We start from the raw sequence: 14,582 nt of genomic DNA, 5'->3' as shown, positions 1-14,582 counted from the left end.
ACTGTTCGACTTGATGCCTCAAAGCGTTCGCCAGTCGGTTCGCTTGTGTGACGAGCCGGGAGGAGCCGCCTCGGGCGGCCGCCGCGAGGCCGAGGCCCCGGGCTCCGCCCGCCGCACCCGCGGCAGCGCCTGAACGAAGGCGACTGCCAGGGGAGTCGCCCCCACCGCTGGCGGGCGCGCAGTCGTTCGTCCGGGCCCCGAGGAGGCGAGGGCGGACGGGCGGGAGCAGGCGAGTGCCCGCACGGATCGCGTCATGGGGAGGACGGCGGGACCCACCACTGACCATCGGACACGGCCCGGCCCGGGGCCGGACGGCGCCCGGCACCTCATGGCACCGCGGCCCCGCCCGGCAGGCCCCGCACGGCAGGCCCCGCACGGCCGACGCGGCGGTCACTGACCGATACGCCCCGGCTGGAGCGTCTTGCTGAACAGCACCGCCCCGCCCTCCGCCCGCAGGCGCACCGTCAGTTCACCGCTGCCGCCGTCGATGTCGACCTCGCCGAAGTACTGCGGCGACTCCATCGGGGAGACGTTTCCGCGCTCCGGAGCCCGTACGAACACCCGGTCCGGGCCGAAGGTCGCGTCCAGCGCGTTCGCCGGGAAGCCCCCCGCCGCCAGCGGGCCCGAGACGAACTCCCAGAACGGTGCGAAGTCCTTGAACGCGGCCCGCTCCGGGGCATAGTGCTGCGCCGACGTGTAATGCACGTCCGCCGTCAGCCACAGCGTGCCGGTGATCCTCCGGTGCTTGACGAACCGCAGCAGCTCGGCGATCTGGAGCTCCCGGCCCAGCGGTGCGCCCGGGTCCCCCTGCGCCACGGCCTCGAAGTCCGTCGCCCCGTCCGGCACGACGAGCCCCAGGGGCATGTCCGCCGCGAGCACCTTCCACACCGCGCGGGACCGGGAGAGTTCGCGCTTGAGCCAGGCCAGTTGCGCGGCGCCGAGGATGCCTGTCGTGTTGTCGGGCTGCCGCCCGGGGGAGTTGGCGTCGCGGTGGGTGCGCATGTCCAGGACGAAGACGTCGAGCAGCGGCCCGTAGCGCACCACGCGGTGCATCCGGCCCTCCTCCCCGCGCGCGTGGAGCGTGGACACCGGGAAGTACTCGCCGAACGCCCGCATCGCCCGGGCGGCCAGCACGTCCACGTCCTTCTCGGTGTAGCGCGGATCGTCCAGGATCTGGCCGGGGTACCAGTTGTTGCGCACCTCGTGGTCGTCCCACTGGACGATGCCGGGAACCTGGGCGTTGAAGGCGCGGACGTTGTGATCCAGGAGGTTGTACCGGAAGTTCCCCCGGTACTCGTCCAGCGTCTCGGCGACCTTCGACTTCTCCTCGGTGGTGATGTTGCGCCATACGCGCCCGTCCGGCAGCGTGACGGACGGCTGGATGACACCGTCCGCGTAGATCGTGTCACCGCTGCACAGGAAGAAGTCCGGATCGAGGCGGCGCATCTCCTCGTACGCCCGGAAGCCGCCGACATCGGGGTTGATGCCCCAGCCCTGCCCGGCGATGTCGCCCGACCACAGGAAGCGCACGCCGTCCCGTCGCCGCGACGGCGCCGTGCGGAACGTTCCCGGGACCGGCCCGCCGGTCCGTCGGGGATCGTCCGGGTCCGCGAGGGTGACCCGGTAGTGGATCTGCTCGCCCGCCGGCAGCCCGCGCAGCGCCGTCACGCCGGTGAAGTCCGTGCCCGGCCCCAGCAACGGCCCGTGCCATCTGCGGGCGTTGCGGAACGACTCGCTCGCCGAGGTCTCCACGATCATCCGGGCCGGGCGGTCGGAGCGTACCCACACCAGGCCGGACGACGCGGTGATGTCGCCCGCCTGCACGCCCCAGGCGGCCTCGGGCCGTCCGGATCGGGCCAGTGCGGGAGCGGCCGGAGCGAGGCCGCCGGCGGCGCCGAGCGACAGCGCCGCCGAAGCGGCCAGGGAGCCGCGCAGGAGCGAACGACGGTCGGGTGACGGGCTCGGACGGTGCGACATCGATACGCCTCCAGGGACGGACAGGGGTGCCGTGCCCATGCCTACTGCCCGGTGGCGGCCGGCACGCGAACCCCACGTGAACAACCCGTCCGACCCCCTGCGGCGCGGGCCCCGCACCGCGCGCGGCACCGGCACCGGTCACGGCTCCCGGCCCGAGGGCCCTGTCCGCGGCGGGACGGAGACCGTGTGGACGGCGTCCGGGCGGGCGGCATGCGGAGGGACGGCATGCGGAGGGACGATGTCCGGGTGGACGGCGTCCGCCATCAGCCGTACGCCCAGGGCGATGTCGGACGGCGCGAGATGGGCGTAGCCGAGCACCAGCCGCACCGTGTCGGACCCGGCCGTTCCGTAGTCGCTGAGCGGGCGCAGGGCCACCCCCGCCCCGGCGGCCCGTGCCAGGAAGGCGGACTGCGGCCCGTAGCGCCGCGGCACGCGGGCGATGACATGGAGTCCGGCCGCGATGCCGCTCACCTCGGTGCCGGGAAGGTGCTCGTCGAGTGAGGAGACCAGGCAGTCCCGGCGCTCCCGGTAGGCACGCTGGCAACGCCGCAGCTGGCGGTCGTAACCCCCGCCCGCGATGTAGTCGGCGAGGACGGCCTGGTCGAGGGCCGGGTTGCCCAGGTCCATGGTGCGCTTGCGCTCGGCGGCCTCATCGGCCAGCGACTCCGGTACGAGCAGCCACCCGAGCCGCAGCCCCGGCGCCAGGGACTTGCTCACCGAGCCGGTGTACACGACGTGTTCCGGATCGAGCCCCTGGAGGGAGCCCACGGGGGCGCGGTCGTAGCGGAAGTCCCCGTCGTAGTCGTCCTCGACCACATATCCGTCCACGGTCCTTGCCCAGTCGAGCAGTTCCGCCCGGCGCCGGGCCGAGTAGGCGATCCCGGAGGGGAACTGGTGCGCCGGGGTCACCACCACGGCGCGTACCCCCGACGCGGCGAGCGGACCCGGGACCAGGCCCTCCGCATCGAGCGGCAGCCCCACCGTACGCAGCCCCGCCGACGCGAACAGGGCACTGTGCTCGGGGCTTCCCGGGTCTTCGACCCCCACGGTGCTCAGCCCGCGCCCGTGCAGGACGAAACCCAGCAGCGTCATCGCCTGCGCGACACCGGAACACACCACGACCCGCTCCGGCCCCGCCACCACGCCGCGCCTGCGGGTGAGCAGAGCCGCCAGCGCCGTCCGCAGCTCCGGCAGCCCGCGCGGATCGGGGTAGCCGAGCGCCCGGTGCGGCAGCCGGGACAGGACGCCCTTGTACGCGGCGGTCCAGGCGGCCCGGGGGAAGAGCGAGAGATCCGGGGTTCCGGGCCGGAAGTCCACGCGCACGCCCCGCGCGCGGGGCGCCAGGTCGCGCGCACCTGGCGCCGCGGCCCGCACCGCCTCACCGACCCAGGTGCCCGATCCACGGCCGCTGCGCAGGTATCCCTCCGCCGTCAGCTGCTCGTACGCCTCCGTCACCAGCCCGCGCGAGACCCCGAGGTCGGCCGCCAGCTCGCGGCTGGAGGGCAGCCGCGTTCCGGCCGCGAGCCGGCCCGACCTGACCGCGTCCCGCAGCGCGGACTGGAGCATGCGGCCCCGTCGCCTGGGCGGCGCCGCGACGGCCGGCAGCAGCAGTTCCCAGGCGGCGTTCTCCCGCCGCTCCCCGGCCTCCGGTCCCGTCATGCCAGGACCCTACAAGCAGGCCGCCGGGCGCCGTTGTCAGTGCCGCCCGCTACGGTGCGAAGCATCCATCCGCGCTTGCTGGCTGCGGCGCTGCCGGACCCACTGCCCCGCCCTCCTGATGCAAGGGCGGGGCTCTGGCCGACCGGCCCGGACCGGGACCCCGACCCGGCCCACCGGGTCGGGCAAGCCCGGCCAGAAGCCACGGGCCACGGACGACGCGCCCCGGACCACGGACGACGAACCGCAGACCGCAGACCGCACCCCGCAGACCACGGGCCGAGGAGCACGCGTCGGAGCCGCGATGCGCGGACAACCTCGGCCGTGGGCCCCGGGTCCGCGGCCTTCAGCCCCCAAGTGGTCCCCGAGAACGGAAGGAAAGTGGACCTCGAACCGGGCCGCCGACGTTCCTAGCGTCGGTGGCATGAACGTCAACTCCCTGCGGGGGGCGCTGCTCGCGGCCTTCGCCTGTGTCCTCGTCGGTGCCTCCTTCACCGCCAACAGCGTCCTCGGCGACTACCCGTACGCCGGCGGCCAGGCCGTGCGCTATGCCCTCGCCTGTCTGCTGCTCCTGCCCCTCCTCGGTCGCGGCGGTACGGCTCCGCTGCGCACCCTCACCCGCCGCCAGTGGCTGCGCGTCGCCGTGCTCGCCGCCGTCGGCATGGTCGGCTTCAACCTCGCCGTGCTCGCCGCCGAGCGCACGGCGGAGCCGGCTGTTCCTGGCGTCTTCGTGGGCTGCGCCCCCATCGTCGTCGCCGTTCTGGTGCCGCTCCTGGACGGACGCAGACCCACCGGGCCGGTGCTGTACGGAGCGCTGCTCGTCGCCGCCGGGGCCTGCGCCGTGCAGGGGTGGGGCCGTACCGACGCGACCGGGATCGCCTGGTCGGTCGCCGCCCTGGCCGGCGAGGTCGGCTTCGCCGTTCTGGCCGTCCCCGTGCTGAGGCCGCTCGGCCCGAAGCTGCTGTCCGCCACCGTCTGCGGGGTCGCCGCCATCGAAGCGGCCGCCGTCGGCCTCGCCGTCGACGGCGCGGACGTCCTGCGCGTACCGAGCGCGCAGGAGGCGCTCGCCCTGGCGTGGCAGGCGGCGATCGTCACCGTCGTCGGCTTCGTGTGCTGGTACATCGGTGTGCAGCGGATCGGGGCCGAGCGCGCCACCCTCTTCTCCGGGCTCATCCCGGTGTCCGCGGCGATGACCGCCCCGCTCGTCGCCACCGGCTCCTACGGCGCGGCCCAGGGGTTCGGCAGCGCCCTCGTAGGGCTGGGCGTGGCGCTCGGCTCCGGCGTCCTGAGCCGGGGCGTCCAGGAGCACGGCTGCGCACCGGCGCCCCGGACGAGGCGTCGCAGCGGTCCGGTCGCTCCGGCGGAAGGCGGGGCCGCCGGCCCCGAACGCTCAGCGGCTGCCGTCGAGGATCACCCGCGCGACCAGGGCGGGATCGTCGTTCATCGGGACGTGACCGCACCCCGGCAGCCGCACGAGGCGCGCACCGGGCACGGTGTGCTTGGCACGGATCCCCTGACGGCGCGGGAGCAGCCGGTCGGCGGTGCCCCAGGCGATGGTGACCGGCAGGCCCGTTATGTCGTCCGTGACCAGCACCTCGCGTCCGGCGGCGAGCGTCTGGTGGAAACCGGGGGCACCACGCAGGGAGAGCGTCTCCGCGACGACCGCCTCGGGTGAGCGGCGTCCGGGCCGCGCGTAGATCGGACTGGTCAGCGCGGCCCGCCCGGCGGCCGACCGGGACAGGCGCTCGATCATCGGCACCGGCATCGACCGGGCGCCCGCCCGCATGGCACGCAGGGCCGAGAAGGCGTACCGGCGCTCAGCCGGGGACCAGAACCCGGCGGGGGAGAGCGCCGTCACCGACCGCACGCGCTTCTCGCGCCCCAACTCCAGTGCCAGCAGGCCGCCCAGGGAGTTCCCGGCCACGTGCGGCCGCTCGACGCGCAGCGCCTCGCACAGGGAACCGAGCACCGGGACGACCGTGGACAGGTCGTACGCGAGACCTTCCGGCAGACCCGGCGAGGCCCCGAACCCCGGCAGGTCGACGGCGATGACATCGCGCTCGGCGGCCAGGATCTCCAGTACCGGTCGCCACGCCTGCCAGTGGTGCCCGATGCCGTGGAGGAGCAGCAACGGCTCACCGGAACCGGCCCGCTCGTACTCCACCGCGACCGTGCGGGGTCCCCGGGGGGACTCGACGGTGAAGGAGATCTGTTCGGCCATCTGCTGCTCCCCGATGGTGTTGGACGCCGTGTCAGCAACAATTACCGCCCAGTAGGCACGAGTTCAAGAGTTCCGCGGACACCGGTCGCCGTACGGCACCACCGCCCACCGTCGGCGTGCGACGACCCGCTCCACGGCGGTCGCGGCCCTGATGTGGCGCGAACCGCACCGCGCCCTCCTGGACACTCGTCGCCCGGTCGGCTGGGATGGGCGTGTGGCGACAGAGATCGACGTCTTCGAAACGCACCGGGCCGTACTGACCGGAGTGGCCTACCGCATGCTCGGCCGCGTCGCCGACGCCGAGGACGTTGTCCAGGAGACCTGGCTGCGCTGGTCCCGCGCCGACCGCTCCGAGATCCTCGAACCGCGTGCCTACCTCGTACGGATCGCCACCCGGCTCGCCATCGACCGGCTGCGCCAGCTGCGCGCGCAGCGCGAGACATATGTCGGCCCATGGCTGCCGGAACCGCTCGTCACCGACTTCGGCCCCGCCCTGCCCGACACGGCCGAGCGCGCCGTGCTCGCGGACTCCGTGTCCCTCGCCGTCCTGGTGGTCCTCGAATCGCTCTCTCCGCTGGAGCGTGCGGTCTTCGTGCTGCGCGAGGCGTTCGGCTTCCCGTACGCGCAGATCGCCGCCATCCTCGACCGCACCGAGCCGGCGGTCCGGCAGCTCGCCGGCCGGGCCCGCCGTCACGTCGACGAGGGCAAGCCCCGGTACGACGTCGACCCGGCCGAGCGTCGTGACCTCACCGAGCGTTTCCTGGCCGCGGCCGGCGGCGGGGACCTGAACGATCTGCTCGCCCTGCTGGCTCCCGACGTCCGGCTGGTCGGCGACAGCGGCGGCAAGTCCAAGGCGCCGCTGCGCGTCATCGAGAGCGCCGACAAGGTGGGCCGCTTCCTCTTCGCCGTCACCAAGGAGCCCGCCGCCGGTGCGGAGTTCCGGTTCGTCGAGGTCAACGGCGGTCCGGCGCTGCTGGTCCTGATGGACGGCAGGCCGGATTCGGTCATCCAGGTGGACGTCCTGGACGGCCGGATCCAGTGCGTGTACATCGTCCGCAACCCCGACAAGCTCGCCGCGCTGGCGGTCTAGCCAGGACCCGAGGTCGCGCGCCCGGCCGGGCGTCGCGCACAGCGCACCGCACCGTGCGTCGCCGCACCCGAGGCGCGAGGCACCCGAGGCGTGCCGGTCCGGCGAGCGGGGCCGTCGGCCCCGGAGCGGGGAGCCGGCGGCTCGGCCCCGGACCCGGCGCCCGCTCCCGCGCCCGCTTGGGCTCCCGCGCCCGCTCCCGACCCGGCGTGCTCCTGCTCCCTCGCCCGGGCATGCGCGTGCGCCAGGAAGCGGTCCTGCCTCCCGCGTCCACCCGCGGGATCTTTCACCGCATCCGTCCCACCAGCGCACGAACGCCCTGTGAACACCCTGTGGCAGGTGTCGACCTCACTGCGTAACCGTCCGATGATTGGTCTTGACCAAGTGCCTGCACCGCCTTATGGTCGCAGGGTTAGTGCAGGAACCTTTAATAAACAAGGGCGCGGAAAGCCGTCGGAACACGGCGATTGCGGAGGATCAGGGTGGGGACCACGCAGCTGGAAACGGTGCCGGAGCCGAAGTACTGGCACCTGAAGACCGTGCTCGGTGAGGCGCTCGACTCCGACTTCTCGGTGGGCGAGATCCTGCCCAACGAGCGTGAGCTGGCCGCTCGTTTCGGCGTCGCCAGGGCGACGCTCCGTCAGGCGCTCGAACAGCTCGAACTCGAAGGCAGGCTGCAGCGCCGCCGCGGTGTCGGCACCACCGTCGCCCCGCCCCGCATGGGTGTGGACGTCTCCACGACCCAGCACCAGTGGCCGGGGGCCGGCGAGGACGCCTGGCAGCCCGTCGACTGCGCGCCCGTTGTCCCGCCCGCCGCGGTCGCCCGCCTGCTCGACCAGGACACCGGCGCCGGGGAGACCGTGCACGGTGTCCGGCGCCTGCGGATGACGCACAGTCAGGCCGTCGCGGCGGAAATGCTGTACATCCCCTCCGGCTCCGTGCCCGAGCTGACCGCCATCGACGCCCCGTCGGGCCCCGCCCGTGCCCGCAGCGTCCTGCGGGAGCTCCAGCGCCTGTCGCTCGAGGGGCAGGACCGTGCCGTCGAGCTCGGCTCGGCCCGCGCCGACGACGCCAAGGAGCTCGACCGGCTGCCCGGCGCCCCGGTCCTGGTCGTCACCACCCGGTACATCTCCGGGGGCCGCACCGTCGCCGTCTCGGTCGCCACCTACCGGGCCGACACCTGCCGGCTCACCTTCGGCGACGCGGGCGACCTCCAGATCGCCTCCTGACCCCGGAGCTTCACCGCGCCCGGAACACCGCTTCTCAGGAACCGGCCCCACGCGCCCCGGAGGACCACACCGGCCCCGCGCGCCCGCCGACACGGACCGGCCCGTCGCCCGCGCCCCTCGGGGGCTCAGCGGCGGGCCGTCACCGTTCCCTCGACCGCGAACAGCTGCTCCTCGACATGGTCGAGCGCCAGCCGCAGCGCCCCGGTCGCCACGACCGCCTCGCCGAGCAGCGACAGCGCCACCCGCGGCGGCCGCAGACAGAACCGGGCCAGCTCGTCCCGCAGCGGCTGGAGGATCCCGTCCAGTCCGGCCGCCCAGCCGCCGACCACCACCAGTTCCGGATCCAGCGCCAGGACCAGCGCCGCCACATCGTGCACCAGGCGCTGGATGAACCTCTCGACCGCAGCCTGAGCCCGTGTGTCGCCGTGCCGCGCCAGGGCGAACACCTCCGCCACCGCCTGCTCGTCCAGCGGGTGCAGCGGCTCGTCCGTGGTCGACAGCAGCCGTTCCGGCGTCGCCCCCTGGCCCAGCAGGTGCAGCGCGCCGATCTCGCCGGCCGCCCCGCCGAAGCCCCGGTGCAGCCGCCCGCCGATCAGCGACCCGGCACCCGGACTCAGCCCGGCCAGTACGAAGACGATGTCGTCCGAGTCGGTCGCGGCGCCCTTCCACTGTTCCGCCACCGCGGCCGCGTTGGCGTCGTTCTCCACCAGCACGGGACAGCGGAACGACCGCCGAAGCCGCTCGCCCAGCGCCAGCCCGGTCCAGCCGGGCAGCGCCGTACCCAGCCGCACCGTCCCGTCGGCCTCGACGATCCCGGGCGTGCCCACCCCCACCGCCCGCAGGCTGTCGCGTGCCACTCCGGTCCGCCGCAGCACGTCGACGACCGCCGCCCGGACCTTCTCCAGCCGCTCGTCGGCCGACGCGCTCTCGGCGACCTGCCGGGACGCGGCGCCGATGATCCGCCCGTCGAGACCGGAGAGCAGGGCGGCCACCCGGTGCGGGCCGATCTCGATGCCGAGCAGGTGTCCGGCCTCCGCCCGGAACCTGAACCTGCGGGCCGGCCGTCCCTGGCGCCGGGCCTCGCCCTCCTCCGGAGCGACCTCGACCACCAGACCGTTCTCGATGAGCCCCTCGGTCACGCCCTCCACGGTCGGCCGCGACAGGCCGGTGATCCGGGTCAGGTCCGTGAGCGTGAGCGCGTCGGCGCCCCGCAGGGCATGGAGTACCACCGCGGAGTTGATCCGCCGCAACAGCGACGGATCTCCGCCGGTCAGCCGCCCCACCGTGTGCCTCCCGCAGCTCGAGCGCGTGTCTGCCGGATGGTACTCAATGGTTGAACAAGCGGCGAACGGCACCCGGCCGGACCGCCGGCCGGACCGCCGATCGGGCCGGCGTGGCGGAGTCCGCCCCGGACGCGAGGATCACCGTCCGTGTGCGCTCCCGGGCGCCCGGCTCCGCCAGCGCCGCGCCCGCGTGCGGCTTCACCGTCTCCGTCCCCATGACGCGCTCGGCGGCGGTCTCCGCGTCCGACGGGCCGCCTCCCGTCGGACGCGGCACCGCCGCCTCCCGTCGGTCGAAGGCGCCCGCTCCATGGCAGGCACCGGGCAGCCCGTGGCCGGGTATCTCCTGTACCGGGCGGGGGAGTTGGCGCTGCGGCGGTACGCCGGCGGGAGTCCGGGCCCGTGGACCGCGCTCGCCGGGACTGGCGCAGGGCGCCGACCTCGCCGGTCGCGGGACGGCTCGCCGTGCGCCGCCTGGACGTCCGACGGCCCGGGGCACGGTACGGGAACCTGACGCGACGCCAATTGTCAGTGCCGGGGGCTTTACTGGACCCATGACCACCGCACGGCATCTGGCGACCATCGACCTGCTGCGCTCCCGTCCGTTCCCCGGGCAGCGCGGCAGATCGGACGTGGGCGACAGCGGTCCGGGCTACCACGTCGCGGAGCTCTCGACGAGCGAGGACTTCTGGGAGGACGACGGCACCCGGCGCACAGCGGTCGAGGAGCAGTACGAAGCCGAGCGCGACGCCCTGGCGGAGGTGCTGGGCGTGCGCTGGGGCGCCCCCCAGGTCTTCAGTCTGTGGTCCCTCGCGCAACGCTCCATGGACGGCGAGGAGATACCCGAGCCCTGGGGCGTCCTGAGCAGCCACGTGCCGGACGTGCACCTCTGGCGGACGGGCGACCGGTGGACGGCCCTCGGCGTCTCGCAATGGGACAAGGAACTGCCCTTTCAGCTGCTTGCCGTGGTCACCGAGACGGATCCGCCCTAAGTCGGTCCGGAAAGTCCCGCCTTGACCGCGACGCCCTGCACGCCCTCCCCCGACGCCCTGCACGCCCTCTCCCGTGGACCTTCGGGCACAGGAGGTGCCCCCACGCCGCGTTGTCGTCGGTCGGCCGTGCTCCGCAGCCCGCGTTCGCCGCGGAGCCCGAGGTCAGTGCGGCAGTACGAGATCGGTGACCGGGCCGCCGCCGAGGAGGTCGGCGAACGACAGGAGCGCCAGCGCCAGTCCTCCGCCCAGCAGGGGGAGGACGAGCACCAGCAGCACCGCCGAGCCGAGGGCGAGCTGCGCCGCGTTACGGCGCCGGAGCTGCGCGATACCGGGATCCAGCGGATCGTAGGTGATCTCCTCGTCGTCGCGGCCGCCGTTCACCCCTCGGTAGGCGCGTGGGGTGCCCTCGGCGTCGTCGAACAGGTAGACGTACATCGCGGTGGTGTCGCCCGCGTCGATGGCGCCGGAGTTCCTGCGGTGGCCCTCCACCGTGATTCCCCGGGTGGCCAGGATCCAGCCCTCCCGGACCGGCTTCCAGCCGACGGGGGCGAGCGAGACGCCCGCGCCGACGAGCAGCGGGACGAACACCCAGGTGAGGGCGCCGCCCCAGGATCGGGTGGCCAGCAGAGCCGCCAGCACCAGGCAGAAGGCGACGGCGAGCGCCGTGCCGGGCCGGATGCCGCGAAGCCGCTCCGGGACAGGGCGCCGGCCCCGCCGGGAGCGCCGCTCCGACGTCACCGACAGCGCGCCGTCGGGCCGTGGCTCCTCGGCGTCCCGCACCGGCAGGGCTCTCCGGACGGCGGCGGCGAACCGGTCCGTGGCGGGCGCGCTGTACGAGCGCTGGGTGTACGTGGTGGCGCCGCCCGGCTCGTCCGCGGTCAGTACGACGGCCAGCGTGCGCCCGAACCGGCCGCGGACCTCGACCCGTTCGACGGCTCCCACGGGTATCCGCCGGACGCCGCTCCTCGACTCCAGCAGCAGTTCCCCCGACCGCAACCGGGCACGCCGCCCGAAAGGTCCGCGCAGTACGAGCGGTGACGAAGTCGTCGAAGCCATGGGCAGACTCTACGCAGCGCTTCGGGACCCCAGAAGGCTTCCGCGTCCCCGGCCCCCCGGGGGGGGGGCTACGCGTCCCGTTCCGCCGCGATCCGCAGCCGGCCGAACTCCTCCGCCATCGTCTGCGCCGTCCAATGCGCGTTCAGCCCACTGGGATTGGGCAGCGCCCAGATCCGGGTGTCGCCGATGGTCCGCTCCTGCGGCCCGATCCGCGCCTTCCGGTCGCCGAAGGCCGTGCGGTACGCCGTGACACCGACGACCGCCAGCCACGCGGGGCGCAGCAACTCCACCTTGGCGGTCAGCAGCCGGCCGCCCTCGCGGAACTCCTCGTCGCTCAGCTCGTCGGCCCGCGCCGTCGCCCGTGCCACCACATTGGTGATGCCGAGGCCGTACGAGAGGAGCTCGTCCTGCTCGGAGGGCGCCAGCCGCCGCGGGGTGAAGCCGGACAGGTGCAGCACCGGCCAGAAGCGGTTGCCGGGCCGGGCGAAGTGGTGACCCGTCGCCGCGGACATCAGGCCCGGATTGATGCCGCAGAAGAGTACGGACAGGCCGCCCGCGACCACATCGGGCACGATGCGGTCGCGGGCGGCCCGGAGTTCCTCGGGTGTCATCCGCTGAGAAACCGGCGCCGGATCAGAGGATGGAGCCGGGCGCGTAGCCGGCCGCGTCCGGGTGCTGCTTGACGATCTCCTCGATGCGCGACACCACCACGCCGACCTGGTCGGCCGCGGCGCCGGTGAAGGACAGCTTGTCCTCCATGAGGGCGTCCAGCTGCGTCCGGTCGAGCGGGATCCGCTCGTCGGCGGCGAGCTTGTCGAGCAGCTCGTTGCGCTCGGCACCCTGCTCCCGCATGGCCAGCGCGGACGCGACCGCGTTCTCCTTGATGGCCTCGTGGGCGACCTCGCGGCCGACCCCGGCGCGCACGGACGCCATCAGCACCTTGGTCGTCGCGAGGAACGGCAGATAGCGGTCCAGCTCACGAGCGACGACGGCGGGGAAGGCGCCGAACTCGTCGAGCACCGTCAGGAACGTCTCCAGCAGGCCGTCGAACGCGAAGAACGCGTCCGGCAGCGCCACCCGGCGGACCACCGAGCAGGAGACGTCGCCCTCGTTCCACTGGTCGCCCGCCAGCTCGCCGGTCATCGACGCGTAGCCGCGCAGGATCACCATCAGGCCGTTGACGCGTTCGCAGGAGCGGGTGTTCATCTTGTGCGGCATCGCCGAGGAGCCCACCTGGCCCGGCTTGAAGCCCTCGGTGACCAGCTCGTGCCCGGCCATCAGCCGGACCGTCTTCGCCACGGAGGACGGCGCGGACGCCAGCTGCACCAGCGTGGTGACGACCTCGTAGTCCAGCGAGCGCGGGTAGACCTGGCCGACCGAGGTGAAGGCGTTCGCGAAGCCGAGGTGCCCGGCGATCCGCTGCTCCAGACCGGCCAGCTTCGTCGCGTCGCCGCCGAGCAGGTCCAGCATGTCCTGGGCGGTGCCGACCGGGCCCTTGATGCCCCGCAGGGGGTAGCGGCCCAGCAGCTCCTCCAGCCGCCCGTACGCCACCAGCAGCTCGTCCGCCGCCGTCGCGAAACGCTTGCCGAGCGTCGTGGCCTGCGCGGCCACGTTGTGCGAACGGCCGGTCATGACCAGCTCGCCGTACTCCGCGGCCAGCTTCCCGAGCCGCCGCAGCACCGCCACCGTACGGTCGCGCATCAGCTCCAGCGACAGCCGGATCTGCAGCTGTTCCACGTTCTCGGTCAGATCGCGGGACGTCATGCCCTTGTGGATCTGCTCATGACCCGCGAGCGCGTTGAACTCCTCGATCCGCGCCTTCACGTCGTGGCGCGTGACCTTCTCCCGCTCGGCGATCGATGCCAGGTCGACCTGGTCGAGCACCCGCTCGTAGTCGGCCAGCGCGGCCTGCGGCACCTCGATCCCGAGCTCCTGCTGGGCACGGAGCACGGCCAGCCAGAGCCGGCGCTCCAGCTTCACCTTCTGTTCGGGGGACCAGAGGACGGCGAGCTCCGCGGAGGCGTAGCGGCCGGCCAGGACGTTGGGGATGCGGGGCTTCGCAGTCACAGCAGTCACGTGTCCAGAGTCTAGCTGGCGGTTTGTGCAGGCCAGCGCCATGCCCCTTTTTGTGGCTTGCTACGAGGGCGGGGTCTCGTACGGCAGCAGCTCGGGCCGCTTGGCCGGCCGTCCGTCGCCCGACGAGCGGCCGGTCAGCCGCCGCCCTATCCAGGGACCCAGATGGCGATGGGCGAACCGCAGGTCCGCGACGCGCCGGCTCGCCCAGCCCGCCCGTACCGCCGCGGGCAGCGGCGAACGCCAGTCGTCCTCGGCCTCCAGGCCCAGCGCCTGCCAGACGGCCTCCGCCACCCGGCGGTGCCCCTCCGCGGTCAGGTGCAGCCGGTCCACGTCCCAGAACCGCTGGTCGCCCAGCACCCTGGCGCCGTAGAGATCCACCACCAGGGCGTCGTGCCGGCCCGCCAGCTCGTCCACGAACGCGAACAGCTCCTCCATGCGGGGCCGGAAGCGTTCCATGACCGGCCCGTCGCGTCCCGGGCTGCGCATCAGGACCAGCTGCCGGCACGACGGGGCCAGCCGCTCGACCGCCTCCTCCAGCAGGCCCCGCACCCGGCCCATGTCGCACTTCGGGCGCAGGGTGTCGTTGAGCCCGCCGACCAGGGTGACGACATCCGCCTTCATGGCCGCGGCGACGTCCACCTGCTCGTCGACGATCTGCCCGATCAGTTTTCCGCGCACGGCGAGATTGGCGTACCGGAAGCCGGGGGCGCGGGCGGCGAGCCGGGCGGCGAGCAGATCGGCCCAGCCCCGGTACGAGCCGTCGGGCTGCAGGTCCGACATGCCCTCGGTGAAGCTGTCGCCGACCGCGACAAGACTGGTGTAGGTGGCATTCATCTCCATGGCGGAGCGAATCGTATCGTGCGGGTTCCGGCCGGCGGGGCGGGGGAGGCCGCAGGGCCCGGGCCTGCGGGGACGGCCCCCGGACCGGCCCCCGGACCGGCCGCCCCGAGGGAGCGCCGCAGCCGGGGCGGGGCAGCGGGAGCCGGACGGCCGAGGGGGGCCAGGAGC

The 14,582-nt window shown here is 73.9% G+C and carries 12 protein-coding genes and 1 pseudogene; 4 read left to right on the top strand and 9 right to left on the bottom strand.

All coding sequences use genetic code 11. The features are described from left to right. Positions 1 to 390: 390 nt before the first annotated feature. The gene (locus PUR26_RS23905; protein WP_329874786.1) at positions 391 to 1,977 is read right to left on the bottom strand and encodes an alkaline phosphatase D family protein; all 1,587 of its coding nucleotides are present in this window, start codon (positions 1,975 to 1,977) and stop codon (positions 391 to 393) included. A 138-nt stretch (positions 1,978 to 2,115) separates the two neighbouring features. Then, the gene (pdxR, locus tag PUR26_RS23900; RefSeq protein ID WP_329874784.1) at positions 2,116 to 3,636 is read right to left on the bottom strand and encodes a MocR-like pyridoxine biosynthesis transcription factor PdxR; all 1,521 of its coding nucleotides are present in this window, start codon (positions 3,634 to 3,636) and stop codon (positions 2,116 to 2,118) included. Here pdxR and PUR26_RS34745 point away from each other — a divergent pair. Beyond that, positions 3,542 to 4,411, top strand: a pseudogene (locus tag PUR26_RS34745) (EamA family transporter); the annotation flags it as partial. The gene pdxR and the pseudogene PUR26_RS34745 overlap by 95 nt on opposite strands. A gap of 612 nt (positions 4,412 to 5,023) precedes the next feature. Here the strand turns inward: PUR26_RS34745 and PUR26_RS23890 are convergent. Next, positions 5,024 to 5,854 (bottom strand): alpha/beta fold hydrolase, encoded by an 831-nt coding sequence (locus PUR26_RS23890; RefSeq protein ID WP_329874782.1) that lies wholly within the window; start codon positions 5,852 to 5,854, stop codon positions 5,024 to 5,026. Positions 5,855 to 6,005: 151 nt separating this feature from the next. On the opposite strand from PUR26_RS23890, the gene PUR26_RS23885 reads away from it, so the two are divergent. After that, the gene (locus PUR26_RS23885) at positions 6,006 to 6,944 is read left to right on the top strand and encodes an RNA polymerase sigma-70 factor (protein ID WP_443077142.1); all 939 of its coding nucleotides are present in this window, start codon (positions 6,006 to 6,008) and stop codon (positions 6,942 to 6,944) included. 479 nt (positions 6,945 to 7,423) lie between these two features. Continuing rightward, positions 7,424 to 8,170, top strand: a complete 747-nt coding sequence (locus tag PUR26_RS23880) for a GntR family transcriptional regulator (RefSeq protein ID WP_329874778.1) — start codon at positions 7,424 to 7,426, stop codon at positions 8,168 to 8,170. Positions 8,171 to 8,295: 125 nt separating this feature from the next. Here PUR26_RS23880 and PUR26_RS23875 read toward each other — a convergent pair whose 3' ends face one another. After that, positions 8,296 to 9,453, bottom strand: a complete 1,158-nt coding sequence (locus tag PUR26_RS23875; RefSeq protein WP_329874776.1) for an ROK family transcriptional regulator — start codon at positions 9,451 to 9,453, stop codon at positions 8,296 to 8,298. A gap of 43 nt (positions 9,454 to 9,496) precedes the next feature. After that, positions 9,497 to 9,727, bottom strand: coding sequence for a hypothetical protein (locus PUR26_RS23870; RefSeq protein ID WP_329874774.1), 231 nt, complete (start codon positions 9,725 to 9,727; stop codon positions 9,497 to 9,499). A 277-nt stretch (positions 9,728 to 10,004) separates the two neighbouring features. On the opposite strand from PUR26_RS23870, the gene PUR26_RS23865 reads away from it, so the two are divergent. Then, entirely contained in the window at positions 10,005 to 10,442 is a 438-nt protein-coding gene (locus tag PUR26_RS23865) for a hypothetical protein (RefSeq protein WP_329874772.1), read from the top strand. A 162-nt stretch (positions 10,443 to 10,604) separates the two neighbouring features. Here PUR26_RS23865 and PUR26_RS23860 read toward each other — a convergent pair whose 3' ends face one another. The 4 genes from PUR26_RS23860 to PUR26_RS23845 form a co-directional block, all read right to left on the bottom strand. Then, positions 10,605 to 11,498 carry a hypothetical protein gene (locus tag PUR26_RS23860; RefSeq protein ID WP_329874770.1) on the bottom strand — a complete coding sequence of 298 codons (894 nt, stop codon included), beginning with the start codon at positions 11,496 to 11,498 and terminating at the stop codon, positions 10,605 to 10,607. 68 nt (positions 11,499 to 11,566) lie between these two features. Then, positions 11,567 to 12,109 (bottom strand): G/U mismatch-specific DNA glycosylase, encoded by a 543-nt coding sequence (gene mug, locus PUR26_RS23855; protein WP_329874768.1) that lies wholly within the window; start codon positions 12,107 to 12,109, stop codon positions 11,567 to 11,569. 22 nt (positions 12,110 to 12,131) lie between these two features. Continuing rightward, a complete protein-coding gene (gene purB / locus PUR26_RS23850; protein ID WP_329874766.1) occupies positions 12,132 to 13,574 on the bottom strand; it encodes an adenylosuccinate lyase in 1,443 nt (480 codons plus the stop codon). A gap of 60 nt (positions 13,575 to 13,634) precedes the next feature. Beyond that, on the bottom strand, positions 13,635 to 14,414 hold the full coding sequence (locus PUR26_RS23845; protein WP_329874764.1) for an SGNH/GDSL hydrolase family protein: 780 nt from the start codon (positions 14,412 to 14,414) through the stop codon (positions 13,635 to 13,637). Between the last annotated feature and the right edge of the window lie 168 nt (positions 14,415 to 14,582).

The organism is Streptomyces sp. SP18CS02, assembly GCF_036322365.1.
In the GTDB taxonomy this organism is placed as follows: Bacteria; Actinomycetota; Actinomycetes; order Streptomycetales; family Streptomycetaceae; genus Streptomyces.
This window is presented reverse-complemented; position numbering and strand designations above follow the sequence as displayed.